Below are 21,929 nucleotides of genomic sequence, written 5' to 3'. Positions count from 1 at the left end.
TAGAAGACATAATATGAATTATGGGAGGTAGGAAGGTATGTCAGAAGAACTGGATTTGAGGTATGAAGGTCACGAACATCACTGCCACGACATCTGTGAACACATGAAAAAATATTTAGGAGAAACAGTTACAGTGTTCACAGAAAGCGGAGGAGAAAGCGGTCAAGGATTTACAGGAGTTTTAGCACTTGTTACGCCAAGGTTTATAAGGCTTATTGTAACAATAGGGACACCACCAGATGACCCCTTCTGGTACAGAGGCTATGACTCAAGAGAAGAGTTTGGCGAACATCATCGAAGAGAAAGATGCTGCCCGCCACACAGAAGATTTTGCGGCCTTGGTTCAATAGTTGACATTCCATGTAGAAAGATAGTTGCCTTTGTTCACAATGCTGTATAAAAAAAGTCTTGAGAGGCTGGCACAATTAAAACTGCCAGCCTTTACTTTACATAATTTGTGAGTTTTCCAATCCCCTCAATTTCAACTTCAACAACATCTCCTTTTTTCATACTCCCAATGCCAGAAGGTGTTCCTGTTATTATCACATCAAAAGATTTTAAAGTCATTATAGAGCTTATATAACTTACGAGTTCCTGCACTGTAAAGATGAAATTGCTTGTATTAGAATTTTGAACAAGTTTGCCATTAAGATAAGTTTTAATTGGACTGTTGTTTGGGTCAATTTCATCTGTTATAATAGGACCAAGTGGTAGAAAAGTGTCAAATGATTTTGCTACAGTCCACTGACCGTTTTTTGGTTGTAAATCCCTTGCCGTCACATCATTTGCGCATGTATAGCCAAGTATGTACTCATCTGCCTCTTGGGGTTTTACATTGCGACACTCTTTTTTTATAACCACCGCAAGCTCTCCTTCATAGTCCACCTGGCTACTCATGTGCTGCGGATAAATTATACTGTCGTTGTGACCAATCACACATGTCGGAGGTTTTAAAAATAACACGGGACTTTCTGGAAGTTCAAGTCCAAGTTCTTTTGCATGGTCTTTGTAGTTAAGACCCACACATACAATCTTTGAAGGCTTGACAGGCGGCAAAATTTTCAACTCCTCTATGGGATAAGATTGGTCACTTATTTTAAGTGGGTCAAGACTTTTCAAAACCTTCACTGAGCTGCCTTCAACAAGCCCGAAAAATGTTTTGTTTGCATAAAAAAATCTTCCGAGTTTCATATTTCTTTAGCACCTCTCAATAGTGTGAAATATAACTTAGTTAGAATTATATAATATCCTGCCCAAAAACACAAATAATAAATTGCAAGTAGCCTCTTGTAAACTTTCATTTTAGGTGATATAATAAGATTGTTAAATTTTAAACGAAATTTGGATTTTGGGTGATTAAAGGTCTAATATTTTGGGTATTAATTAAAATAGTATTTTTGGAGGATAATAATTTTGGAAAGTTTTAAATATGATTTTACAGGTGGTGATTTAATTGCCAAAGGTTCTTCGAGCTGATAACATGAACAAGTGCCTTGGATGTTTCACATGCATGCTTACATGCGCAGCGGTGAACCATAACAATCACAACCTTGCAAAAAGTTCTATTAAGGTGAAGACAAGAGGGGGGCTTCAGAGCAAGTTTGCAGCAACAATTTGTGTTGCGTGCAAAGAACCAGCGTGTGCAGAGGCTTGTCCTACAAATGCGCTTGTTAAAAGGCCAGGTGGAGGTGTTAAGCTAATCGAAGAAAAATGCATTGCATGCGAAAAATGTGTTAGCGCGTGCATAGTTGGCTCAATTCACATGGACTATGATAGAAAAATCCCAATTGTTTGCAAACACTGTGGGGCATGTGTGAGAATGTGCCCACACAATTGTCTTAGCATGGAAGAGGTGAGTGAGTAAGATGATAGGCAAAGACTTTATAAGAGTGCTTTATATAGACCTTACAAACAAAAAAGCAGACATTCAAGAAAGGAAGGATCTTTATAAATACTTGGGCGGAGCAGGTGTTGCAGCAAAGCTTTTAGAGGAAAATATGAAAAAAGGTGTTGACCCTTTGCACGAAAGCCAGCCGATCATCATTTCAATCGGGCCTCTTTCAACCATCTTTCCTGTTGTGACAAAAGCTGTAGCAACCTTTATTTCACCTCACACAGGGGAATATGGTGAAAGCCATGCAGGTGGAAGACTTGCAATGGCAATAAGAAATGCAGGATATGATGCAATAGTTATAACAGGAAAAGCTCAAAAACCCACATACCTTGTCATTACAGATAAGAATATTGAATTTAAAGATGCAAGGGCTATGTGGGGACTTGACATAGAGGAGACAGGAAGAGTTATAAGAGAAAGAGAGCCAGGTCCAGGGAAAAGAAGCATAATCAGAATTGGCAAGGCAGGGGAAAACCTTGTAACATACTCTTGTGTCAACGTTGATACCTACAGGCATTTTGGAAGGCTTGGCATAGGAGCAGTTTTTGGAAGTAAGAACCTCAAAGCTATGATGATAATGGGAGAAGAGGACTTGCCAATTGCCAACCTTAAAGAGTACTTTAAGACTTATCAGGAGATATACAAAAAAGTTACACAGACAGATGCTATGGCGAAGTATCACGAGCTTGGAACACCTATGAACATCAAAGTGCTAAATAGCATAAGTTCTCTTCCTACTAAAAATTTGCTTCAGTCTACATTCGAATATGCAGATGATATCTCAGGTGAGACATTTGCCGAAAAGAACTTGGTCAGAAAGGTTTCGTGTGTAGGCTGTCCCATTGGATGCATCCATATAGGACAGTTCAGACGCGAGTTTGACAAGGGATATGAGTATGAATCCATTTCTGTTTCATATGACCATGAACTTATATATGCACTTGGAAGCCTATTGGGAATAAAGACAACAGACGAAGTTTTACAAATTATAGAAGAGGTTGAACTTGCAGGACTTGATGCTATAACAACAGGTGTTGTATTGGCATGGGCAACAGAAGCGCTCAAAAAAGGGCTTATCTCAAGAGAAGATACCCTTGCTGACCTTGATTTTGGCAACACCATGGAGTATGTTAAAGCAATTGACAATATTGCAGATAGAATAAACGAGTTTTACTACACAATAGGCAAAGGTTTGAAAGAAGCTGTTAAAAAATATGGAGGAGAAGAGTTTGCGCTTTTGTATGGTGGAAATGAAATGGCAGGATATCATACAGGCTATGCATTTGCGCTTGGTCAAACAGTTGGTGCAAGGCATTCTCATTTAGACAATGCAGGTTACTCTTATGACCAGAGTGCAAAAGAATTAAAAGATGAGGAAATAATAGATTATGTAATTAATGAAGAAAAAGAAAGGGCAGTGCTCACATCACTTTGCATATGCCTGTTTGCCCGAAAGGTGTATGACAGGCCAACCATTTTGAAAGCGTTAAATGCCGTTGGTATAAACTGGACAGACGATGACCTAACAAGACTTGCGAATGACGTATTTTTCACAAAACTGAAAATCAAAAAAGAGCTTGGATATTCCCTTGAAAATTATAAGTTTCCAAAGAGAATATTTGAAACACCGACAATGTGGGGTAAGATGGATGAAGAGAGGTTAAATAGGCTTTTGAAGATGTATATCGAGAGGGTGGAGAAGGAATATGAAGATTGGAGTAGAGGTAAATAGTTTTTTTGGAAGGTACGGCAGCAAAATTGGGAAAATGGAAGTTGAGATTGACCCGAACACAAATGTAGAAAAGCTTCTTGAAAACTTAAACATTCCAAAAGACAAGGTTGGGTTTGTGATTGTCAATCAAAAAAGAGTTGACTTTGACTATGTATTGTCGGAAAATGATAGTGTGTATATAACTCCATATGCAACTGGAGGCTAATATATGGCTGTGCAAAAAAGATATCTAAAAAATCTGGGTGCTTTGAGTATAGATGCTCAAAAAAAACTTCTTTCAACAACAGTTGCGGTTGTTGGAGTGGGCGGAATAGGTGGTTTTTTGATAGAAGGACTTGCGCGGCTTGGTGTGAAAAAGATTATTGCAGTTGATATGGACTCTTTTGATGAGACTAACCTCAATAGGCAGATAATTTCTAACGTAAACAACCTTGGAAAATTCAAAGTGTTTGAGGCTGAAAAAAGGGTAAAAGAGATAAACCCTGCAGTTTATTTTGAGCCAATAAAGGAAAAGGCTTATTTAGAAAACCTTGATATATTTTTGATGGAAGCAAGTTATATATTCGATGCAACTGACAATATAGAAATAAGAAAGAGTCTTTCAAAGTTTGCACAAAAGATGGGCAAGGTTTTAATTCACGGCGGGTGTGCTGGCTGGTATGCCCAGATTGCCATCATCACAAAAGACACACATGGAATAGAAAAACTTTTGGGAGAGACAAATGTTGAAGGTGCTGAAAAAGACCTTGGCAATCCCATTTTTGCACCAATGCTGACAGCAGCTTTGGAACTTTCTGAGTTTTGTAAGCTGATATCAGTTCAAGGTGAGAACTTAATCGGAAAGTGTATGGTTGTAAATCTTCTGACAAATGAATACAGAGTTTTTGAATTTTAGAATCTTTCCGAGCCACAGCAGCCTAAAAAGAGGGTGTTTCCTCTTCATGGTGCTGTGGCCGATAGGGTGTAGGTTGGGAAACCCCTACGCCTCCCGCTTTGGAAAGGAAAGATTCTTCTAAAACTTGGTTTTAGAAGGATACTCTTTTGCTTCAAGTTTCAAAGCGGGAGAGTATCCTTTTTTGTTTTTGAAAATATTAGGCGTTTGCAAAATAGGTGGTGATTGAAGGTAAAAGGCACCAATACTAACATGAAATACAATCAAGATACAAAAAGAAAAGAGAAGTGAAAACCAAATATTATCAATACCAACAAAAATAATCAGCAACAAACATATGACAAAAATTAACAACTTCAAAAAAGACAATAATATCCTAAGCCTTCTTAACTCCTTGTTTTAGAAGGTTAAGTAAAAACAAAACCAGAAATTTTTTGTAAGAAATAGATTTAAAAAATAGTAGTATTAAGCGATAAGTTTTTTGAGCTTGTTAAGTTTTTTGATAGTCAATTTAGAGCAATAGAGTTTGATATTGTGAGCGAGAATAAACAAGAGCGAGAAAGTAATGGCAGATAGCAAGAAATCAGAGAAAATAGAAATATGGTCATAAGTAGAGATAGTATCAGAGCCCATGTAGGATTTCAGGTGGTAAATAGTCTGCTCTACAGCGACACGTTTTTTGTAGAGGTCAAAAAACTCTTGTGAATTTCTGTTGATACCTGGGAAAGAGCGAAAGTTATCTGGGTATGTATAGAACATTCTACCCGATTTAGAGGTAGTACAAGGCTGAGGGCAAGAGCAGATGCGTTTGCCATCTTTGTATTGTGACATAGGGCAAGTCCATTTAAGGCGCAAAGAGCGATTTTTACCCTGACATTTGCCTTCGGGTTTAAAAGGTTTGTTGAACTTTTTGCAGATAGGGATACCATCTTCAGAAATAACGATATTGGGGTCTGATGTAGGTGTAGTATTTTTAGAAGCTCTTGTATTTAGTGGAATAACGATTTTGGAGAAGTTAAAGGTATTTTTTAAAGTGGAGTATATGTTGTGGGAATCCAAAGCACTGTCGGCGATGAAAGTGGAGAAATTTTTGGGGATATAAGAGAATAAAGTTTCGAGCGAAGGAATTAAACCTTTAGAGTCGGAGATAGCTTTTGCTTCTTGTGGGTCAGAGGAAGGGGAATCATAGTTAAACAGAGGTACTAAAGCTAAAGGGATACCGAGAGCGTTGGTAATGACTGCAAATTTTAAAGCCCAGCAGAAATGGCCATTTGTGAACATAAGACGGATATTGGAATTGGCAGCAGCAGTTTTAGGCAGAGAAGAATAAACAAGAGAGTAGACTTTTTCAGAGGGAAGTTCAGGGTTAGCTTTTGAGGTATTTTTCAGCAGTAGATGAATGAATTTAGGATTGTTTTCACGAACCTTTGGGACAATACCTGTTGTGTCGAAGATTAAGATTGAAGAATCTTGAGGGCATTGTTGGATGGAAATATTATGTGCATGGATAGAGATATTTTGAAAAAGTTTATGGATTTCACTTGCAAATATTTTTCTAAAGCGAGAGAGAGTAGAGATAGAAGGGACATTGCCATGAAGATTACAAAATGAGCGAAGTTCGAATGAGTTGAGTAAGACAGCACGAAGCTGAGTTAAAGTATTGAGTTTGAGCAATTTTTGGACGAGGAAGCAACAAAGCATAGATTCTAAAGAGAAGTATCTATGCTTACCGAAATATTTGTAGTAGGCATTGTAGAAAGAAGAAGGTATATAATGTGACAAGTCAATGAATTTATTGAACAAGCCCAAGAGGCTTTCAGGCTTGTAGAGAGCCGAAGCCTTTAGGTGGGAGAATAGGTCTATGAAAGAAAGTTGTTTAGGTTTGGTGTTGAACATTTTGGAACCCTCCTCATAGTAGAAAATTTGTTTTATATAATCATATTTTACTACAATTATGAGGAGGGTGACCAGTCTTTTTTGATTCTATGTAAAGCTTGATAACGCTCATCTTGAGCGTTTTTGCAAAAGGCTATTTTGAAAATATAAATGCGAGGGGATAAAAATGAAAAAAGGAAAGTATCTTAAAAATTTGGCAGCGTTACTTGCTTTTATTTTGGTTGCTACTTTTAGCTTTCTTTCATTTTCTTATTCTAAAACTTACAAGATAGCTACAACTACAAGTATATATGACAGTGGTTTTTTGGACTTTGTTACACCTGCCTTTGAAAAGAAAAATAATGTAAAGTTCAATTTCATTTCAGTAGGGAGTGGTCAAGCTGTAAAGATTTTCAGAAATGGTGATGCTGATGGAATAATAATACATGAAAAGTCATTTCTGGATGAACTTAAAAAAGAGAAACTGATAAATGGTTATACAGCATTTGTTTCGAACTATTTTATACTTGTTGGGCCAAAAGATAAAAAGGATTTATTTAAAAAGGTAAAAAGTGTCCAAGAAGCTTTTGCACTGATAAGAAAAAATAACTTTAAATTTGTGTCACGTGCAGACAACTCAGCAACTTATATTAGAGAACTTGAGATATGGAAGTTAGCAAAGGTCCAGCCAAATTTTGGAGGATATATAAAGTCAGGGCAGGGTATGGGAATGAGTCTAAATCTTGCAAATGAAAAGGGAGCTTTTATTCTCACTGATGAAGCAACATTTTATAAAATGAAAGATAAATTAGATAGCTTGGATGTAGTTTACCAAAATCCAAAGGAGCAAGTACTTACAAATATTTATTACTTTGCTTACTCACCTAAAAAAGCACAGCTTTCCAAATTTGCTGCCTACTTGAAAAGCAAGGAATTTAAAAATCTTGTAAGTTCTTTTAACCGAAAATTCTTCAAAAAAGAAATCTACAGAGTTGTAAAATAAGTGGTCAAGAGGTAGCAAGATGCTGGCAAATGTAATTATTTCAACTTTGGTTGTTTGTATTCCTTCGACATTCTTGGCTGTTTTGATAGGTGTTCCTGCAGGGTATTTTCTCAAAGTCAAAAGGTTCAAATATAGAAAGATGCTAATTAGAATAGTTTATACTCTATCTGGTTTGCCACCTGTACTCGCAGGGCTACTGGTATATATACTTCTTTCCAGAAAAGGGCCTCTTGGTTTTTTGAACATACTTTTTACCAAATGGGCCATGGTTATTGCCCAGGTAATACTCATTGTTCCTATAGTCACACTGTATACCCTGTCTGGACTTAAAAATATAGATAGGGTTCTTGAAAACTTGGATTATTTGAACGTGAAAGGACGCAAAAGGTATACAGCCATTATGAAGGAATATTCAAAAGAAATAATGTATGCTATTGTTTTGGGACTATCAAGATCAATTTCTGAGGTTGGTGGAGTTTTGATTGTTGGAGGTAACATAGAAGGAAGCACACGGATTTTAACAACAGCCATAATTTTTGAAATTACCAAGGGTGAGTTTTCAAACGCTCTTTTGCTGGGTGCGGTGCTACTTGCCATCTCATTTACTTTTAATACACTTTTGCAAATATTGCAGGGTGATGTTGTTGATTGAGGTAAAAGATGTGAAAAAGAGTTTTGGACAGAAGATATTGTTTGAGTGCAAAAGTCTCACATTTGGAAAGAAAGGGCTTTATATCATAAAAGGACCAAACGGTTGTGGGAAGACCACATTTTTAAGAATGCTTTTTGGAAGAGACAAAGAATATTCAGGTAGAATACATAATCTGTTCAAGAAAAACATTATGCTTCCACAGCAACCATATTTTTTTAGAGGGTCGGTTGAATATAATCTTGCACTTGCTCTTTCGCATGAGAGGCTAAAGTCTGCCCAGGAGGTTTTAAAGATGTTTGGTGTTCCTCTTAAAACCAACATAAATCAGCTCTCGGCTGGGCAGAGACAGCTAGTAAGTTTCTTAAGAGCGTTTTATATACCTTCTGATGTGCTTTTTTTGGATGAGCCCGATTCCTTTCTCGACAAAGATGTAAAAGAGTTTGTGTACAGACTTATAGAAGATGAAGCACAAAAAAGGTGTATAATAGTTGTAACACACCATCAAAGTGCAGCTTTGATGGGCAATGTGATATATTTTGAAAATGGTCAGATTATTCAAGAGGGTGATGTTACCAGATGAAGGTATTAAAAACATATTTTGAGGTCTTTGAGATACTTAAAGATGAGTTTTGTAATTTTAATCTTCAATCAGAAAAGGTATCTATCCAAGAAGCAGTTTTTAGAATCTGTGCTCAAGATATTATAGCAGATATAGATGTTCCTCACTTTGACAAGTCCACTGTTGATGGATATGCACTAAGATGTGAAGAGACGTTTGAAGCAAATGATGAAAACCCGGCCGTGTTTGAAATAGTAGGCGAGGTGAAAACGGGTAAAGTACCAGACTTTCAAATACAAAAAGGACAGGCTGCAAGGATATTCACAGGGGGGTATGTACCCCAAAATGCAAATAGTATTGTGATGCTTGAGAATACCATTGAAGAAGATGGCAAGCTCTATGTTTTCAAGCCAGCAAAACCTGGCGAGAATATACTCAAAAAGGGTGAGGATATAAAAAGAGGTGACATTGTTATAAAGAAATATCAAAAACTTGAGCCTGCTCAAATTGGCGTGCTGGCTGCAATAGGGAAAAAGGAAGTGGAAGTTTTTAAAAAAATAAGGGTGGGTATCGTCTCAACCGGAGATGAGATAATATCACAGGATGAAAAGCTCGATAGCGCAAAGATTTATGATGTTAACTCATTTACCTTGTTTACATCATGCTACAAGGAATATGCTCTGCCAAAAATGTATGGGATTGTAAAAGATGATTTTGAAGTTTTAAAAGATATCCTATTTAAAGCTTTGCAGGAAAATGACATTGTTCTTATTTCAGGTGGAAGTTCTGTTGGCACATACGACAACACTTTAAAGGCTATTGAGAGTCTAAAAGATTCTAAGGTGCTTGTTGACGGTGTTTCAATAAAACCGGGCAAACCAACAATAATAGCAAAGGTTGGAATAAAGGCAGTTTTTGGACTTCCTGGCCATCCTGTGTCTTGCCTTTTTATATTCAACTTTTTTGTAAAAAAACTTATGGACATAATATTACATCAGCAGGACACTTTCAGAAAAGTGGTTGCAAAGATGAAGACAAGCATCGCAACTTCATCCGGCAGAACTGAGTTTGTGTTTGTAAAGCTTCATTTTGGTGATGAGATTTTAGCTGAGCCTCTTTATGGAAAATCAGGTTCGATAAATCTTTTGAATAATGCAAGTGGATATATAAGGGTTGATGCAACAAAAACTGGTATCAGGGCGGGAGATATTGTTGAGGTGATATTGATATGAAAGATTATCATTTTTCAACTGTGCTTCCCCAGCATGCAAGAGTTTCTATCCAGGAAATTCTAAAGAAATATCTGGTATTAGAAGAAGAGGAGATTTCATTGTATGATGCAAAAAATAGATTTGTTGCAGAGGATTACAAAGCTATTCACACATCCCCACCTACAGATGTTGCTGCAATGGATGGATATGCCGTGATGGCTGAAGAGACATTCGACGCTTATGATACAAATCCAAAATACCTTGAAAATTTCAAAACTGTCCAAACAGGGGAAAGTATAGATAATTTCAATGCGGTTATTCCTTTTGAAGATGTCCAAGTTGAAGGCGGTAAAATAAAAATTTTTCAAAGCTACTATCCGCGTCAAAACGTTCGTTCACAGGGCGAGGATATAAAAGAAGGTGAGATGATAATAAAGAAAGGTGAGTTTTTGACATTTTTTGACAAGGTATATCTAAAAGCTGGTGGATGGCTTAATGTCAAGGTTTACAAAATGCCAAAAGTTGCTTTTCTGCCAACTGGAGATGAGCTTGTGGATAGAATTGAAAAAGCTGGACAGCTTGTTGAGTTCAATTCGGTGATTTTTAGTGAACTTCTTTATCAGTATGGTTTTGAAATTAGTATTTTCAAACCAGTAGCCAACGATTTAAATGTTCTTAAAGAAACTTTGAAAAAACTTTTAGATGAATTTGATATTGTGTTTGTAAATGCTGGGTCATCTAAAGGTGACAAAGATTTAACATCTGAAGCTATCCAAAGTCTTGGCAAGGTAATTGTCCACGGTATAGCTATAAAGCCTGGCAAACCAACAGTCATAGGTGAGATAAATGGGAAGCTCGTAATGGGACTTCCTGGTTTTCCTGTTTCTATGTTTTTTGTTCTCAAAGAGATTTTTTTAAAGGCTTTCTTTGACGCATATTTGTTAAATCCGAAAGAAAAGACGGTTATGGCTGTACTGGAAAGAAGAGTTGGGTCAGACGTTGGAGCTGAGGAGTATATAAGAGTACAGGTTGAAAACAAGGATGGCAAAAACCATGCAAGAGTTTTAAAAAGAGGAGCAAGCGTGATTTCAAGTTTGATACGGGCAGATGGGTATATAGTTGTGCCAATAAATGTGGATGTGGTGGAAGAGGGAAGTTTGGTTAAGGTCAAGATGATTTGAAAAAGGTGATGAAAATGTTTGATGGTTTTTCAAGAAAAATAGACTATTTAAGGCTTTCTGTGACTGATAGATGCAACTTTTTTTGCATGTATTGCCGAACAAAGGATTTGTATTATGAAAGGATAGACCAGCTTTCAAAAGAAGAAATATTTAGGATAATCTCTGCATTTAAAAAGCTTGGAATACAAAAGCTTCGGATTACTGGTGGAGAGCCTTTTTTGAGAGATGACATTTTTGAGATAATTGAGTTTGCACACAGTATTGGTATAGAAAATATAAATATAACAACAAATGGTTGGTTAGATACCGAAAAGATTAAAAAGGTTATTAAAAGTCCGCTCAAATCAGTAAATATTTCTCTTGATACATTGGATAAAGAAAAATACAGGTCTGTAACAGGAATTGATGGTTTAGATAAGGTTTTGACAGCGATAGATGAGTTGAGAGAGCACAAGAGAGTGAAAATAAACACTGTGCTCATTCGCTCTGTTAACCTTGATGAGATAGAAGATTTGATTTCCTTTGCAAAAAAGAGTAATATTATTATTCGCTTTATTGAACTTATGCCAATTGGTATTGCCAACCAAATCTTTGAAGATGAATTTGTAAGCAAAGATGAGGTTATCAAAAGGTTCAAAGGAATAAAAGAAGTGAGCACAAAGGAAGTTTCCGCTGCTAAATATTACTATGTTGAAGATTTTGACTACACGGTAGGATTTATAAGCTCTGTATCAGACCATTTTTGCAAAACATGCAATAAAGTCAGAGTCTCATCAACTGGCGTGCTTTACAACTGTCTGTTTGATAAAAATGGTTTAGAGCTAAGAGAGTTTCTGGATGATGAAGATCTCCTGCTCAAAAAGATAGAAGATTTTGTCAAAAAGAAAAAGCTGATAAGAAGCCTAAAATCGGATATGCCGATGTTTAAGATAGGAGGGTAGTGTAAATATGGAATTTACACATTTTGATAAAGATGGCCTTCCCAAGATGGTAGATGTTACGTCAAAAGAACCAAGTTTTAGGGTTGCAAGAGCAAGCGGGAAGATCTTTGTAGGAAAGGATGTTATTGAAGCAATTGAAAATGGGCTTTTACCAAAAGGGGATGTGTTTGCAACTGCAAAGATTGCAGCTATAAATGCTGCCAAAAAGACGTTTGAGCTCATACCTCTTTGCCACAACATATTTTTGTCTTTTGTTGATGTTTCGTATAGAATAGACAGGGAAGAAGGGTACATTGAAGCGGTATCAGAAATAAAAACTGAGGCAAAAACAGGTGCTGAGATGGAAGCAATCACAGCAGTGGTTATTTTTTTAGAGACAGTATATGACATGTGCAAAGCGGTAAAAAAAGATATGGTAATTACTGATGTCAGGCTTATAGAAAAATCTGGGGGAAAATCTGGACATTATATTTTTGAAAATGAAAATAAAACTGCAAAGGTTGTGTCAATCAACATCAGCAGACAAAAAGGAACGCCGAAAGAACCAGTAAGCGAAGCGGTTTTGATTGAAAACTATGGGATTGAAGGTGATGCACACGCCGGGTCTTCTCATCGTCAGGTGAGTCTTCTTGATATATCCAGCATAAAGAAGATGGAACAGTACGGGCTCAAAGGCCTTTGTTTTGGCAAGTTTGCAGAGAACATTACAACAGAAAACTTGGATCTGCAGAAAATTTCGCTTGGAACAAAACTGAAAATAGGGAATAATGTCTTGCTTGAGATAAGCCAGATAGGGAAAAAGTGCCACGGTAGCGGCTGCGAAATTGCACGGTCTGTTGGGGTTTGCATAATGCCAAAAGAGGGGCTTTTTGCAAAAGTATTAAAAGGTGGCAAGATTAAAGCAGGAGATATTATTGAGATTCTAAATGAGTAAGGAAATTTTTAATTAGCATTCGCTTCCGCACTCTTTTTCATTTTCTAAAAGAATATTAAGACCATGCTCTAAGATTGGCAAAACTGCTTCAAGGCACTCTTTTACTGCCTTAGGTGAACCTGGAAGATTTATTATTAAACTGTTTTTGTATATTCCTGACACTGCACGGGAAAGGTAGCTTTTCTTGTTTATCTTTCCCGTTTCATATCTTATAAGCTCTGAAATGCCTGGTGTTTGTTTTTCTACAATTTCAAGTGTTGCCTCGGGTGTCACATCTCTTTTATAAAATCCTGTTCCACCAGTTGTCAGTATCAGATTTGCTCCGCTTTTTTGTGCCTGAATTATGGCTTCTTTTATCATTTCCTTCTCATCTGGTACAATCTTATAAAATACATTTATAAAACCTTGGGATGACAGTATATTGATTATTACTTTTGCGCTCAAATCCTCTCTTTCTCCTCTTGAAGCTTTGTCCGAGCATGTGATTACTGCGAATGTAAAATCCATTTGTTTCATCTCCTTCCTGCAAGGCTTCTGCTTAAATATTTTTTAGTTAGCATTTCAAAGTCAACAGGAATTTGTTATAATTATATAAGATATTTTCTTGTATTGAAAGAGGGAAAATTTAATGATTGAGCTCAAAGAAGTACCACAGGAAAACCAAGAAAAGATCAAAAATTTTTGTGATGTCAACAATATACCTTTTGATGGAAGCGCAATTTCACATGTTGTGTTAGATGGCAGCAATATATTAGGGGTTTCTCAGCTCAAGGTTGAAAATGGCATAGCTGAGATCATGACCATTTTTGTGAAGGAAGAATTTAGGAACATGGGATTTGGAGATGGGCTTTTAAAAATGCAGATTAATTACTGTTATAGAAATTCAATAAGTTTTATTAAAGTAAAAAAGGGCCTCAATGACAACTTTTTCAAAAGAGTTGGGTTTGTAGAAGAGGGAGAATATCTTGTTTTAGATGTTCAGGCGTTTTATGCGAATCTTAAATGTCAGCAATAAAATTTGTAGAAAGAGGGTAAGAGATGCAGCTTGATTATGAGTGGTTCAAGAAAAAGATCTGGGAGTTTGTAGGAATAAATCTTTCGTATTATAAAGAAAAACAGATGAAAAGAAGAATTGAGTCGCTCATGAAAAAAAACGGGTTTGAAACTTTTTCAGATTATTATAATGCGTTGACAAAGGACCAGAAACTTTTCAACGAATTTATAAATTATTTAACAATCAATGTCTCAGAGTTTTACAGAAACCCTCAACAGTGGGAGATACTCGAAAAAGAAATCATGCCGTATATACTAAAGAGGACGAAGAGACCCAAGATATGGTCTGCTGCCTGTTCCACAGGTGAAGAGCCATATTCAATTGTAATGCTTTTGACAAGATTTTTCCCTTTGAGCGAAATAAAAATTTTAGCAACTGACATTGACGATGATGCTATAAGAAAAGCCAAAGAAGGAGTATATATGAAAAAGAGCTTAGAAGGGCTACCTCAAGAATTTGTAAGAAGGTTTTTTAAAGAAAATGGAGAATTATATTACATAAGTGATGAAATAAAAAGATGTGTTGAGTTCAAACACCATGACCTTTTGAAAGATCCATATCCAAAGGATATGGACCTGATTGTATGCCGCAATGTTTTAATATATTTTACTGAAGAAGCAAAGGATATGGTCTACAGAAATTTTAACAAGTCACTTGTCATGAACGGTATCTTATTTGTAGGTTCAACCGAACAGATAATAATGCCACAAAAATATGGGTTAAAACCCATAAAAACCTTCTTTTACGAAAAGGTGATGAATATTTGAGTACGAGGAAAATTACATACGCAGGCATGATGGTGGCACTGACAATAATCTTTTTGATATTTGCTTCAATCTTGCCACGGGCAAATAGCATATTTTACATTCTTTCGTCTGTATGCATTATGGTAATAGTTTGGTTATTTGGAACAAAAGAGGGGTTTTTTGTATATATTGCATGTTCTTTATTAGGGATGTTCTTGATTCCCAACAAACTTGTGTCGATGGTTTATATTTTCATTTTTGGTCTATATCCTATAATTAAGGCTTTATGTGAAAAGGGTTTTCCCATTTATGTAGAATTTTTTTTAAAGCTTTTGTATTACAACCTTGCATTAATTATTTTATATTTTATGTTCAAACTAATTATAAAAGAAATTCCACATTTCAAATTTGGACTGGCTCTGACAATTGTTTCTTCAGAAGTTATATTTATTCTGTATGATTATCTTCTTACGCTGATTTTACAAAAACTAAAAAGCCTCAAAATCTTTGGAGGGACTAACCATGGCTGAACTTGTGATAAAAGACGCGCTTTCGTTTTTGGTAGCATTTGTCCTTGTAACCATCATCACACCGTATGTGCAGAAAAAATCTATTGAGCTGGGGTTTGTAGACAGACCCAATCCCCGAAAAATTCATTCAACACCTATACCGGTGACAGGTGGTATAGCTCTCTTTTTAGCTTTTTTCATATCCCAGTTTTTGATAAGAGGTTTTAGCAAGGAGTTCTTAGGATTTTTTATTGCTTCATGTTTGATTTTAGCAATAGGTCTTTTAGATGACTGGTATAAATCACAAGGGAAAGAACTGAGTGCCCTGCCAAAATTCATTGTTCAGATTTTAGCATGTTCAATAGTATTCTTTATGGGAATACAGATTGAAGGGATCACAAATCCCTTTACTCATAAATTCATAAGCTTTCCTGTTTGGTTCCAGTATATAGCAACAGTTATTTGGCTTTTTGGAGTAACAACTGTTATAAACTTTATTGATGGGATAGACGGACTTGCAGCTGGTATTACCACAATTTCCGGGACAACCCTGTTTTTTGTTGCTCTGATGAACCTGAGCATAATATCAACCGCAAGGGTTTCAACATATATGGCAGCAGCTTTAGTGGGTGTGTCTTCTGCGTTTTTGATATTCAACCGTCATCCCGCTAAAATCTTTATGGGCGACAGTGGTGCCACTTTTTTAGGGTTTGTGCTTGGGACAATTGCTGTGGAAGGAACATTTAAGGTGGCAACGGTAGTGTCGTTGATAGTACCCATTTTGACGTTGGGTCTTCCTATTTTTGATAACCTTTTTGTCATATTCAAGAGAATCAAAGAAGGTAAGCCAATTTATCAAGCTGACAGAAGCCAGGTGCATTTTAGGCTTTTGGAGGCAGGTTTGAATCAGAAACAGACAGTCTTGTTTTTATACCTTGTAAGTATTTGTTTTTCATTGACATCCCTGATTATCATGCTTCTTGCCAGAAGATAAGATATCAAAGATTTTTTTAAGTTCTTTTTCTTGTTCTAAGCCGCCCAAAGATTAAATATTCTTCTTAATATGAAAGATTAACATAACTTTTTGAAAGGGTGGTTTAGAATGAGAAAAAGAATTATTTTTTTTGCTATGCTTTCTTTTTTAATCTTCCTGGCAGGCTGCAGCTGGGAAAGTCTATCTTCCACCTCACAGGAAAGTAATTACAATAACGAGAGCAGTCAAACAGACGATAGCATCAAATTTGAGATTGTGGAAAGTGATGCTTATTTTTCTCAACAAACTGGACAAAGTGAGAATCTTGCAAGTATTAAAACTATTTTTTGCGATAAAAATCACAATTTGGTGTTGACAGAAATTTTCTCAACTAAGACGCTTGATGTTGCAAAAAGAGGGCTTGAACTTTCCATTTTTTCTGCTTCGCGACAGCGCAATCTCAGAAGTTTTGGGCTTTTTTGTATCTTTCCTGACAGTGTGAAGATAAACTTCTTGAAAATTGAAAATGGCGCTGCAGCTGTTGACTTGAATAGCGAGTTTTACAAACAAAAGTATTTGGATTTTTACATCAAAGCAATAACTTTTTACTTGACATCGTTTGAAAATATAGATAGAGTATACTTTTACAATGAAGGGAAAAGTTATACAAACAAAGCATTTGAACGAAAAAAAGCGGGGCAGGTTATAATTTTTGTTCCTCAGAAAGTTTTGTCAGAGATTTTTCTTGTTCCTAAGTGGATAGATATTCCAGAGAAATTCAAAAGTATTCCCATGACATTTGCACAAAAAAGTTTAATCAATAGTCTTAGCTATAGATTTTCTAAGTTAAATGGGTTAAAATTGAATAATGTAAAGTTAAAAGAAAATACTTTGTATATGGACCTGTCGAAAGAGCTATTAAACCTGAAAGGTAGTAGCCAGGTAGATATTATTCTTTCTTCAATATGTTTTACTGCAAGGGAAATAGACAAAAATCTTAAGTATTTAAAAATCTCAATAGATGGGAAAGAACCTTATCTTGACCAATATGATTTGAGAGAAAAAATAGATATGGACCAGTTCAAGCTTAACAGTTTAAAAATAAGACTGTGAAAGGAAGGGAGCAAAAAATAATGAGACAAGACCAGAGAGCTTATGATGAACTTCGACCAATAAAAATAACACGAAACTTCATCAAATATGCAGAAGGTTCGTGCCTTATCGAAATGGGCAACACAAAGGTAATTGTCACAGCAACAATTGATGACAAGGTACCACCGTTTAAAAAGGGAAGTGGGGAAGGGTGGATAACAGCTGAATACTCAATGCTACCCCGTGCAACCCAGCAGAGAAATGTAAGAGATATAAATAAACTGAGGCTCAGTGGAAGAAGTCACGAAATTCAAAGACTCATTGGCAGGGCACTCAGAGCAGGTATAAACTTTAAAGCGCTTGGAGAAAGAGTAATAATCATAGACTGCGATGTAATCCAGGCAGACGGTGGAACACGCACAGCTTCTATTACTGGCGGGTTTATTGCCATGTTTGATGCGTGCAAAAAACTTTACGATGAAAAGATAATTGAAAACTTTCCTATAACAGACTTTGTTGCGGCTGTATCTGTGGGAATTTGCGACGGCGTTGAAATGCTTGACCTTTGCTTTGAAGAGGATTCAAAAGCTGCAGTTGACATGAACCTTGTTATGAATGATAAAGGTGAATTTATTGAGATACAGGGAACTGCTGAAGGAGCTCCTTTTTCATGGGATCAATTCCAGAAACTCTTGGAGCTTGGCAAGCGGGGAATACAAAGGATAATAGAAGTCCAGAAAGAAGTTTTGGGTGAGGATTGCGAGCTTGTTGGGAGTGTGCCAAAAGATGAGAAAACTTCTTGTTGCGACCAAGAATGAGGGAAAAGCAAAGGAAATAAAGCAGCTCATTGGAAGTTATTTTGACGACGTGGTTACACTAAACGATTTTGACAGCAGTATAAACATTATAGAAGATGGCAGAACGTTTGAAGAGAATGCTTTGAAAAAGGCAAAGATGATATATACCCTTTTCAGGCAGCCCACGCTTGCTGATGATTCTGGGCTTGAGGTTGACGCTTTGGGTGGAAGACCGGGTGTAATGTCTGCAAGATATGCAGGCGAAAATGCCACAGATGAGGATAGAATAAAAAAGCTTTTGGATGAGCTAAAAGATGTGCCAGAAGAAAAAAGATGTGCACAGTTTGTATGCGTTCTTATCTTTATAGACCAGCAAGGTAGGATATATCAGACAAAAGGCATTTGCCGTGGCAAAATTGCCTTTGAGCCAAGAGGTGAAAATGGTTTTGGTTATGACCCTGTGTTTGTACCTGATGGATTTGACAGGACATTTGCAGAGCTGGATAGCCAAATCAAGAACCAAATATCTCACAGAGCAAAGGCTTTTGAAAACTTAAAAAAGATTCTGGGTGAGATTTACAATGAAGGTACTTGTAATTAGCGATACACACGGGATTGTATATGATGCAGAGAGGATTATTAAAAAATACGAGAAGAACATAGAAATGTGTATTCACCTTGGAGATTTGGTAAAAGATGCAATTTATCTACAAAGCAGATTTCCCAATCTCAAATTTGAGATTGTAAGGGGTAACAATGACTTTACAAAGGACTTTCCATCAGAGAAGATAATTGAGCTTGGCGGCAAAAAAATACTCATTACCCATGGTCATATGTACTCTGTGAAGTCTACATATGACATTATTGTAAATCATGCAAAAGCGTTTAGAGTGGATGCATGTTTTTTTGGTCATACTCATCAGCAGGAGGAGTTTTATTCAGATAGCATTCTCTTTTTAAATCCGGGAAGTTTAGCTTTTTCAAGGGATGGTTCAAGGTCGTTTGCAATAGCAGAAGTTACTCCTTACGGAGTTGTAGCATATTTGGAAAAGGTGTGAAAGAAATTGATAATAGCACAAGGTGAACTTGTGAATATAAGAGAGGTTAGGTGGGGGGACTTAAAATATCTTCAAAAATGGGCAAATGACCCAGAAGTTGCCTACTGGGCAAGGGCAGAGACAAATATTTCAAGTGTTACAATAGGAGAGTTTAGAAGATGGTATTACAGGCGTTCCTCCTCTTCTGTTAAAAGATTTATTATAGAAACCAAGGAAACAAAAAAACCTATTGGTTCTATTTCCTATAGAGATTATGATTCTATCAACAAAGTGGTAGTTCTTGGCATACATATTGGAGAAAAGAACTACTGGGGAAAAGGATTTGGCACCGATGCAATTAAAGCGTTTGTGAAATATTTTTTTGATACCCTTGATATCAATAGGATAGAACTTGATACTTTCGATGAGAATATAAGGGCTATTAAAGCATATCAAAAGTGCGGGTTTAAGATTGAGGGGGTTTTAAGAGAGGCAAGGCTTATTGAAGGAAAGTTTCATGATGTAATTATTATGGGAATAACAAGAAAAGATTATTTAAAAATAGCAAACAAGACTCAAATATGATATAATAAAAACAAACATAAAATAACTAAAACAGAATAAGGAGGACAAAAATGAAGAGTATAAATTGCATCGGTGCTGATTTTGGTGCGTCAAATGGCAGGGTTTTTGTTGGCAGGTTTGATGGGTCTGTTTTAGAACTTTGTGAGGTTCACAGGTTCGAAAACAATCCTGTGCGCCTTGGTAAAAGTCTTTTTTGGGATTTCCTTTACCTTTTTAACAATCTTAAGATTGGAATCTATAAAGCAAAAAAGCAATTTGAAAGTATAACAAGCATAGGGGTTGACACATGGGGTGTGGATTATGGTTTGATAGACAAATATGGAAACCTTATTTCCAATCCCTATCATTATCGAGATATGAGAACAAGAACAGCTATCGAGGAAGTAGGAAATATAGTACCTCTCAAACAGCTGTATAACACCACTGGTATTCAATTTATGAATTTCAATACAATTTTCCAGCTATATATAGACTACAAGACAAGACCTGAGATAATGAAAAATGTGTCTTCTCTTTTGTTTATGCCAGACCTTTTTGCTTATTTTTTAACAGGTGAGAAGGTAAACGAATACACTATTGCTTCAACTTCTCAGCTTTTAGATGCCCACAAGAGAACATGGAGTTTTGATATCATTGAAAAACTTGGGTTTGAAAAAGATTTATTTAATGATATAATTTATCCAGGAAACATTTTAGGAAAGCTTTCAAAGGATGTTCAAGAAGAGCTTGAGGTGGAAAGCATACCTGTTATAGCAGTGGGAAGCCATGACACAGCTTCAGCTGTGGCAGCAGCACCATTTTCTGACGGAAAACAAACAGTTTATCTTAGCTGCGGTACGTGGTCGTTGATGGGTGTTGAACTTGAAAGCCCTCTAATAAACGAGAAAACATTTGAGAAAAACTTTACAAATGAAGGCGGGGTTGAGAACAAAATAAGGTTTTTGAAAAACATCACAGGACTTTGGATTATCCAGCAGCTAAAAAGCGCGTGGAGCAAAAAGTTTGAAGAAGTAAATTACAATCTCATAAGTGAACTTGCACAAAAATCCAATGTTGATTATGCAATTGACCCTGATAGTGAACAGTTTTTAGCACCTGTTGATATCATTTCGGAGATAAAGAACTTCTGCAGAATCCACTTTGGAAAAGAACCAGAAACACTTGGCGACATTGCAAGAGTAGCTTACAATGGAATTGTTAAAAAATACCAAAATACAGTTGAGGAGATAGAAAACTTAACAGGGCTTAAGATTTCTACAATAAATATGGTTGGCGGAGGCATTAGAGATAGGTATCTTTGCGAGCTTACAGCAAAGTTTACACAAAGAGATGTTGTGGCAGGGCCTGTCGAGGCAACAGTGTTTGGTAATATTCTCATGCAGCTCATCGCCTTAGGTGAGATTAAGAATTTGCAGGAAGGAAGAGAGCTTCTCAAAAAGAGCGTCCAATTTGAATACTACAAAGGGAGGTAAGAGGAAAAGTGCTTGCGATTGAACGAAGACAAAAGATTATGGCAATGCTCAACGAAAACAAGAGCGTTCTTGTTCCTGAGCTTGCAAAGCTTTTCAATGTTACAGAAGAGACAATAAGGCGTGACCTTGAAAAGCTTGAAAAAGAAGGCCTTTTGAAAAGAACGTATGGCGGGGCGGTATTGGTCGAGAATTACAATGTTGATATTCCTTTCGAGTTTAGAAATGTTACAAACATAGAGGGTAAAAAGCAGATAGCACTGAGCTTGATAAAGTACATCGAGGATGGCGATACTCTTGTTATGGACTCGAGCACATCTGCACTTCAGGTTGCAAAGCTTTTGAAAACAAAAAAGAAAATTACTGTCATTACAAACTCAGAGCAGATAATCAATGAGCTAAAAGTTTTTGAAGACACAATAAAGGTTATTTCAACTGGAGGAACACTGCGAAACAAATCTTTATCGCTTGTTGGACCAATAGCTGAGCAGACTTTAAGGAGCTTAAATGCAAACAAAGCAATAATATCCTGTAAAGGTTTTGACATTGAGAAAGGATTTACAGAGTCAAACGAGCTTGAAGCTCAGGTCAAAAAGCTCATGATTGAGATAGCAGACAAGGTTTACATGATAGCAGACCACACGAAGATAAACAAGACAGCTTTAGTTAACATTGCAACACTTGACGATGTCGATTTCATCTTTACAGACAAGATACTGCCGCCAAGCCAGGAAAATGCAATCAGAGAGAAAAATGTAGAGATTGTATATTGCTAAAAAAGGGGCCAACAGCC

General features: G+C 36.5%; 26 protein-coding genes and 1 riboswitch. Of the genes, 23 read left to right on the top strand and 3 right to left on the bottom strand.

From position 1 onward, the window contains the following. Window positions 1-37 precede the first annotated feature (37 nt). The gene (locus CALHY_RS09445) at window positions 38-400 is read left to right on the top strand and encodes a hypothetical protein (RefSeq protein WP_013403733.1); all 363 of its coding nucleotides are present in this window, start codon (window positions 38-40) and stop codon (window positions 398-400) included. A 41-nt stretch (window positions 401-441) separates the two neighbouring features. Here the strand turns inward: CALHY_RS09445 and CALHY_RS09440 are convergent, their stop codons facing one another. Beyond that, entirely contained in the window at window positions 442-1,191 is a 750-nt protein-coding gene (locus CALHY_RS09440) for a fumarylacetoacetate hydrolase family protein (RefSeq protein ID WP_013403732.1), read from the bottom strand. 262 nt (window positions 1,192-1,453) lie between these two features. Between CALHY_RS09440 and CALHY_RS09435 the strand changes: the two genes are divergently transcribed. The 4 genes from CALHY_RS09435 (at window position 1,454) to CALHY_RS09420 (ending at window position 4,521) form a co-directional block, all read left to right on the top strand. Further along, complete coding sequence (locus CALHY_RS09435; protein ID WP_013403731.1) at window positions 1,454-1,864, top strand: 4Fe-4S binding protein; 411 nt, start codon at window positions 1,454-1,456, stop codon at window positions 1,862-1,864. 1 nt (window position 1,865) lies between these two features. Further along, window positions 1,866-3,626, top strand: coding sequence for an aldehyde ferredoxin oxidoreductase N-terminal domain-containing protein (locus CALHY_RS09430; RefSeq protein ID WP_013403730.1), 1,761 nt, complete (start codon window positions 1,866-1,868; stop codon window positions 3,624-3,626). Next, on the top strand, window positions 3,601-3,831 hold the full coding sequence (locus CALHY_RS09425; RefSeq protein WP_013403729.1) for a MoaD/ThiS family protein: 231 nt from the start codon (window positions 3,601-3,603) through the stop codon (window positions 3,829-3,831). The genes CALHY_RS09430 and CALHY_RS09425 overlap by 26 nt, the downstream gene beginning before the upstream one ends. Window positions 3,832-3,834: 3 nt before the next feature. Further along, entirely contained in the window at window positions 3,835-4,521 is a 687-nt protein-coding gene (locus CALHY_RS09420; protein WP_013403728.1) for a HesA/MoeB/ThiF family protein, read from the top strand. Further along, a riboswitch (molybdenum cofactor riboswitch) is annotated at window positions 4,515-4,646 on the top strand. (Overlaps the previous gene by 7 nt.) A gap of 337 nt (window positions 4,647-4,983) precedes the next feature. Here CALHY_RS09420 and CALHY_RS09410 read toward each other — a convergent pair. After that, a complete protein-coding gene (locus CALHY_RS09410) occupies window positions 4,984-6,414 on the bottom strand; it encodes an ISNCY-like element ISCahy1 family transposase (RefSeq protein ID WP_013403726.1) in 1,431 nt (476 codons plus the stop codon). A gap of 166 nt (window positions 6,415-6,580) precedes the next feature. Between CALHY_RS09410 and CALHY_RS09405 the strand changes: the two genes are divergently transcribed. From CALHY_RS09405 to CALHY_RS09375, 7 genes are read left to right on the top strand one after another with little or no spacing between them, the layout of a single operon-like run. Then, the gene (locus CALHY_RS09405; protein WP_013403725.1) at window positions 6,581-7,396 is read left to right on the top strand and encodes a substrate-binding domain-containing protein; all 816 of its coding nucleotides are present in this window, start codon (window positions 6,581-6,583) and stop codon (window positions 7,394-7,396) included. Window positions 7,397-7,415: 19 nt separating this feature from the next. Then, complete coding sequence (locus CALHY_RS09400; protein WP_013403724.1) at window positions 7,416-8,048, top strand: ABC transporter permease; 633 nt, start codon at window positions 7,416-7,418, stop codon at window positions 8,046-8,048. After that, window positions 8,041-8,628, top strand: coding sequence for an ATP-binding cassette domain-containing protein (locus tag CALHY_RS09395; RefSeq protein WP_013403723.1), 588 nt, complete (start codon window positions 8,041-8,043; stop codon window positions 8,626-8,628). The genes CALHY_RS09400 and CALHY_RS09395 overlap by 8 nt, the downstream gene beginning before the upstream one ends. Beyond that, complete coding sequence (locus tag CALHY_RS09390; RefSeq protein ID WP_013403722.1) at window positions 8,625-9,839, top strand: molybdopterin molybdotransferase MoeA; 1,215 nt, start codon at window positions 8,625-8,627, stop codon at window positions 9,837-9,839. The genes CALHY_RS09395 and CALHY_RS09390 overlap by 4 nt, the downstream gene beginning before the upstream one ends. Then, the gene (locus CALHY_RS09385) at window positions 9,836-10,999 is read left to right on the top strand and encodes a molybdopterin molybdotransferase MoeA (protein WP_013403721.1); all 1,164 of its coding nucleotides are present in this window, start codon (window positions 9,836-9,838) and stop codon (window positions 10,997-10,999) included. Before CALHY_RS09390 ends, CALHY_RS09385 begins: the two co-directional genes overlap by 4 nt. Before the next feature lie 14 nt (window positions 11,000-11,013). Further along, window positions 11,014-11,940: a GTP 3',8-cyclase MoaA gene (moaA, locus tag CALHY_RS09380; protein ID WP_013403720.1), complete on the top strand. Its 927-nt coding sequence runs from the start codon at window positions 11,014-11,016 to the stop codon at window positions 11,938-11,940. 7 nt (window positions 11,941-11,947) lie between these two features. After that, window positions 11,948-12,874 (top strand): cyclic pyranopterin monophosphate synthase MoaC/MOSC-domain-containing protein, encoded by a 927-nt coding sequence (locus tag CALHY_RS09375; protein WP_013403719.1) that lies wholly within the window; start codon window positions 11,948-11,950, stop codon window positions 12,872-12,874. Window positions 12,875-12,886: 12 nt separating this feature from the next. On the opposite strand, the gene CALHY_RS09370 is transcribed toward CALHY_RS09375, so the two are convergent. After that, complete coding sequence (locus tag CALHY_RS09370) at window positions 12,887-13,381, bottom strand: MogA/MoaB family molybdenum cofactor biosynthesis protein (protein WP_013403718.1); 495 nt, start codon at window positions 13,379-13,381, stop codon at window positions 12,887-12,889. Window positions 13,382-13,502: 121 nt separating this feature from the next. Here CALHY_RS09370 and CALHY_RS09365 point away from each other — a divergent pair, with 121 nt between their 5' ends. The 11 genes from CALHY_RS09365 to CALHY_RS09315 all read left to right on the top strand — a co-directional run bounded on the left by CALHY_RS09365 (window position 13,503) and on the right by CALHY_RS09315 (window position 21,912). Next, entirely contained in the window at window positions 13,503-13,889 is a 387-nt protein-coding gene (locus CALHY_RS09365; protein WP_013403717.1) for a GNAT family N-acetyltransferase, read from the top strand. Between the two features lie 23 nt (window positions 13,890-13,912). After that, entirely contained in the window at window positions 13,913-14,695 is a 783-nt protein-coding gene (locus CALHY_RS09360) for a CheR family methyltransferase (protein ID WP_013403716.1), read from the top strand. Next, window positions 14,692-15,204 (top strand): hypothetical protein, encoded by a 513-nt coding sequence (locus tag CALHY_RS09355; RefSeq protein ID WP_013403715.1) that lies wholly within the window; start codon window positions 14,692-14,694, stop codon window positions 15,202-15,204. Before CALHY_RS09360 ends, CALHY_RS09355 begins: the two co-directional genes overlap by 4 nt. Beyond that, a complete protein-coding gene (locus tag CALHY_RS09350; RefSeq protein WP_013403714.1) occupies window positions 15,197-16,177 on the top strand; it encodes an MraY family glycosyltransferase in 981 nt (326 codons plus the stop codon). The genes CALHY_RS09355 and CALHY_RS09350 overlap by 8 nt, the downstream gene beginning before the upstream one ends. A gap of 108 nt (window positions 16,178-16,285) precedes the next feature. Next, the gene (locus tag CALHY_RS09345; RefSeq protein ID WP_013403713.1) at window positions 16,286-17,269 is read left to right on the top strand and encodes a GerMN domain-containing protein; all 984 of its coding nucleotides are present in this window, start codon (window positions 16,286-16,288) and stop codon (window positions 17,267-17,269) included. Between the two features lie 20 nt (window positions 17,270-17,289). Beyond that, complete coding sequence (gene rph, locus CALHY_RS09340; RefSeq protein WP_013403712.1) at window positions 17,290-18,066, top strand: ribonuclease PH; 777 nt, start codon at window positions 17,290-17,292, stop codon at window positions 18,064-18,066. After that, window positions 18,035-18,646, top strand: coding sequence for an XTP/dITP diphosphatase (locus CALHY_RS09335; RefSeq protein ID WP_013403711.1), 612 nt, complete (start codon window positions 18,035-18,037; stop codon window positions 18,644-18,646). Before rph ends, CALHY_RS09335 begins: the two co-directional genes overlap by 32 nt. Continuing rightward, a complete protein-coding gene (locus CALHY_RS09330; protein ID WP_013403710.1) occupies window positions 18,627-19,103 on the top strand; it encodes a metallophosphoesterase in 477 nt (158 codons plus the stop codon). The genes CALHY_RS09335 and CALHY_RS09330 overlap by 20 nt, the downstream gene beginning before the upstream one ends. A 6-nt stretch (window positions 19,104-19,109) precedes the next feature. After that, the gene (locus tag CALHY_RS09325; RefSeq protein ID WP_013403709.1) at window positions 19,110-19,667 is read left to right on the top strand and encodes a GNAT family N-acetyltransferase; all 558 of its coding nucleotides are present in this window, start codon (window positions 19,110-19,112) and stop codon (window positions 19,665-19,667) included. A gap of 50 nt (window positions 19,668-19,717) precedes the next feature. Then, window positions 19,718-21,139 carry a rhamnulokinase gene (locus CALHY_RS09320; RefSeq protein WP_013403708.1) on the top strand — a complete coding sequence of 474 codons (1,422 nt, stop codon included), beginning with the start codon at window positions 19,718-19,720 and terminating at the stop codon, window positions 21,137-21,139. 8 nt (window positions 21,140-21,147) lie between these two features. Beyond that, complete coding sequence (locus CALHY_RS09315) at window positions 21,148-21,912, top strand: DeoR/GlpR family DNA-binding transcription regulator (protein WP_013403707.1); 765 nt, start codon at window positions 21,148-21,150, stop codon at window positions 21,910-21,912. Window positions 21,913-21,929: the final 17 nt, after the last annotated feature.

The organism is Caldicellulosiruptor hydrothermalis 108 (assembly GCF_000166355.1).
GTDB lineage: Bacteria > Bacillota > Thermoanaerobacteria > Caldicellulosiruptorales > Caldicellulosiruptoraceae > Caldicellulosiruptor > Caldicellulosiruptor hydrothermalis.
The sequence above is the reverse complement of the archived record's forward strand: the minus strand, read 5'-3'. Positions and strand labels throughout refer to the sequence as shown.

Bases quoted from the DNA above. Each gene is read 5' to 3' on its own strand.
- CALHY_RS09445 (WP_013403733.1), top strand. From the start codon at position 38: ATGTCAGAAGAACTGGATTTGAGGTATGAAGGTCACGAACATCACTGC.
- CALHY_RS09440 (WP_013403732.1), bottom strand. From the start codon at position 1,191: ATGAAACTCGGAAGATTTTTTTATGCAAACAAAACATTTTTCGGGCTT.
- CALHY_RS09430 (WP_013403730.1), top strand. From the start codon at position 1,866: ATGATAGGCAAAGACTTTATAAGAGTGCTTTATATAGACCTTACAAAC.
- CALHY_RS09425 (WP_013403729.1), top strand. From the start codon at position 3,601: ATGAAGATTGGAGTAGAGGTAAATAGTTTTTTTGGAAGGTACGGCAGC.
- CALHY_RS09420 (WP_013403728.1), top strand. From the start codon at position 3,835: ATGGCTGTGCAAAAAAGATATCTAAAAAATCTGGGTGCTTTGAGTATA.
- CALHY_RS09410 (WP_013403726.1), bottom strand. From the start codon at position 6,414: ATGTTCAACACCAAACCTAAACAACTTTCTTTCATAGACCTATTCTCC.
- CALHY_RS09405 (WP_013403725.1), top strand. From the start codon at position 6,581: ATGAAAAAAGGAAAGTATCTTAAAAATTTGGCAGCGTTACTTGCTTTT.
- CALHY_RS09400 (WP_013403724.1), top strand. From the start codon at position 7,416: ATGCTGGCAAATGTAATTATTTCAACTTTGGTTGTTTGTATTCCTTCG.
- CALHY_RS09390 (WP_013403722.1), top strand. From the start codon at position 8,625: ATGAAGGTATTAAAAACATATTTTGAGGTCTTTGAGATACTTAAAGAT.
- CALHY_RS09385 (WP_013403721.1), top strand. From the start codon at position 9,836: ATGAAAGATTATCATTTTTCAACTGTGCTTCCCCAGCATGCAAGAGTT.
- moaA (WP_013403720.1), top strand. From the start codon at position 11,014: ATGTTTGATGGTTTTTCAAGAAAAATAGACTATTTAAGGCTTTCTGTG.
- CALHY_RS09375 (WP_013403719.1), top strand. From the start codon at position 11,948: ATGGAATTTACACATTTTGATAAAGATGGCCTTCCCAAGATGGTAGAT.
- CALHY_RS09370 (WP_013403718.1), bottom strand. From the start codon at position 13,381: ATGGATTTTACATTCGCAGTAATCACATGCTCGGACAAAGCTTCAAGA.
- CALHY_RS09365 (WP_013403717.1), top strand. From the start codon at position 13,503: ATGATTGAGCTCAAAGAAGTACCACAGGAAAACCAAGAAAAGATCAAA.
- CALHY_RS09360 (WP_013403716.1), top strand. From the start codon at position 13,913: ATGCAGCTTGATTATGAGTGGTTCAAGAAAAAGATCTGGGAGTTTGTA.
- CALHY_RS09350 (WP_013403714.1), top strand. From the start codon at position 15,197: ATGGCTGAACTTGTGATAAAAGACGCGCTTTCGTTTTTGGTAGCATTT.
- CALHY_RS09345 (WP_013403713.1), top strand. From the start codon at position 16,286: ATGAGAAAAAGAATTATTTTTTTTGCTATGCTTTCTTTTTTAATCTTC.
- rph (WP_013403712.1), top strand. From the start codon at position 17,290: ATGAGACAAGACCAGAGAGCTTATGATGAACTTCGACCAATAAAAATA.
- CALHY_RS09335 (WP_013403711.1), top strand. From the start codon at position 18,035: ATGAGAAAACTTCTTGTTGCGACCAAGAATGAGGGAAAAGCAAAGGAA.
- CALHY_RS09330 (WP_013403710.1), top strand. From the start codon at position 18,627: ATGAAGGTACTTGTAATTAGCGATACACACGGGATTGTATATGATGCA.
- CALHY_RS09320 (WP_013403708.1), top strand. From the start codon at position 19,718: ATGAAGAGTATAAATTGCATCGGTGCTGATTTTGGTGCGTCAAATGGC.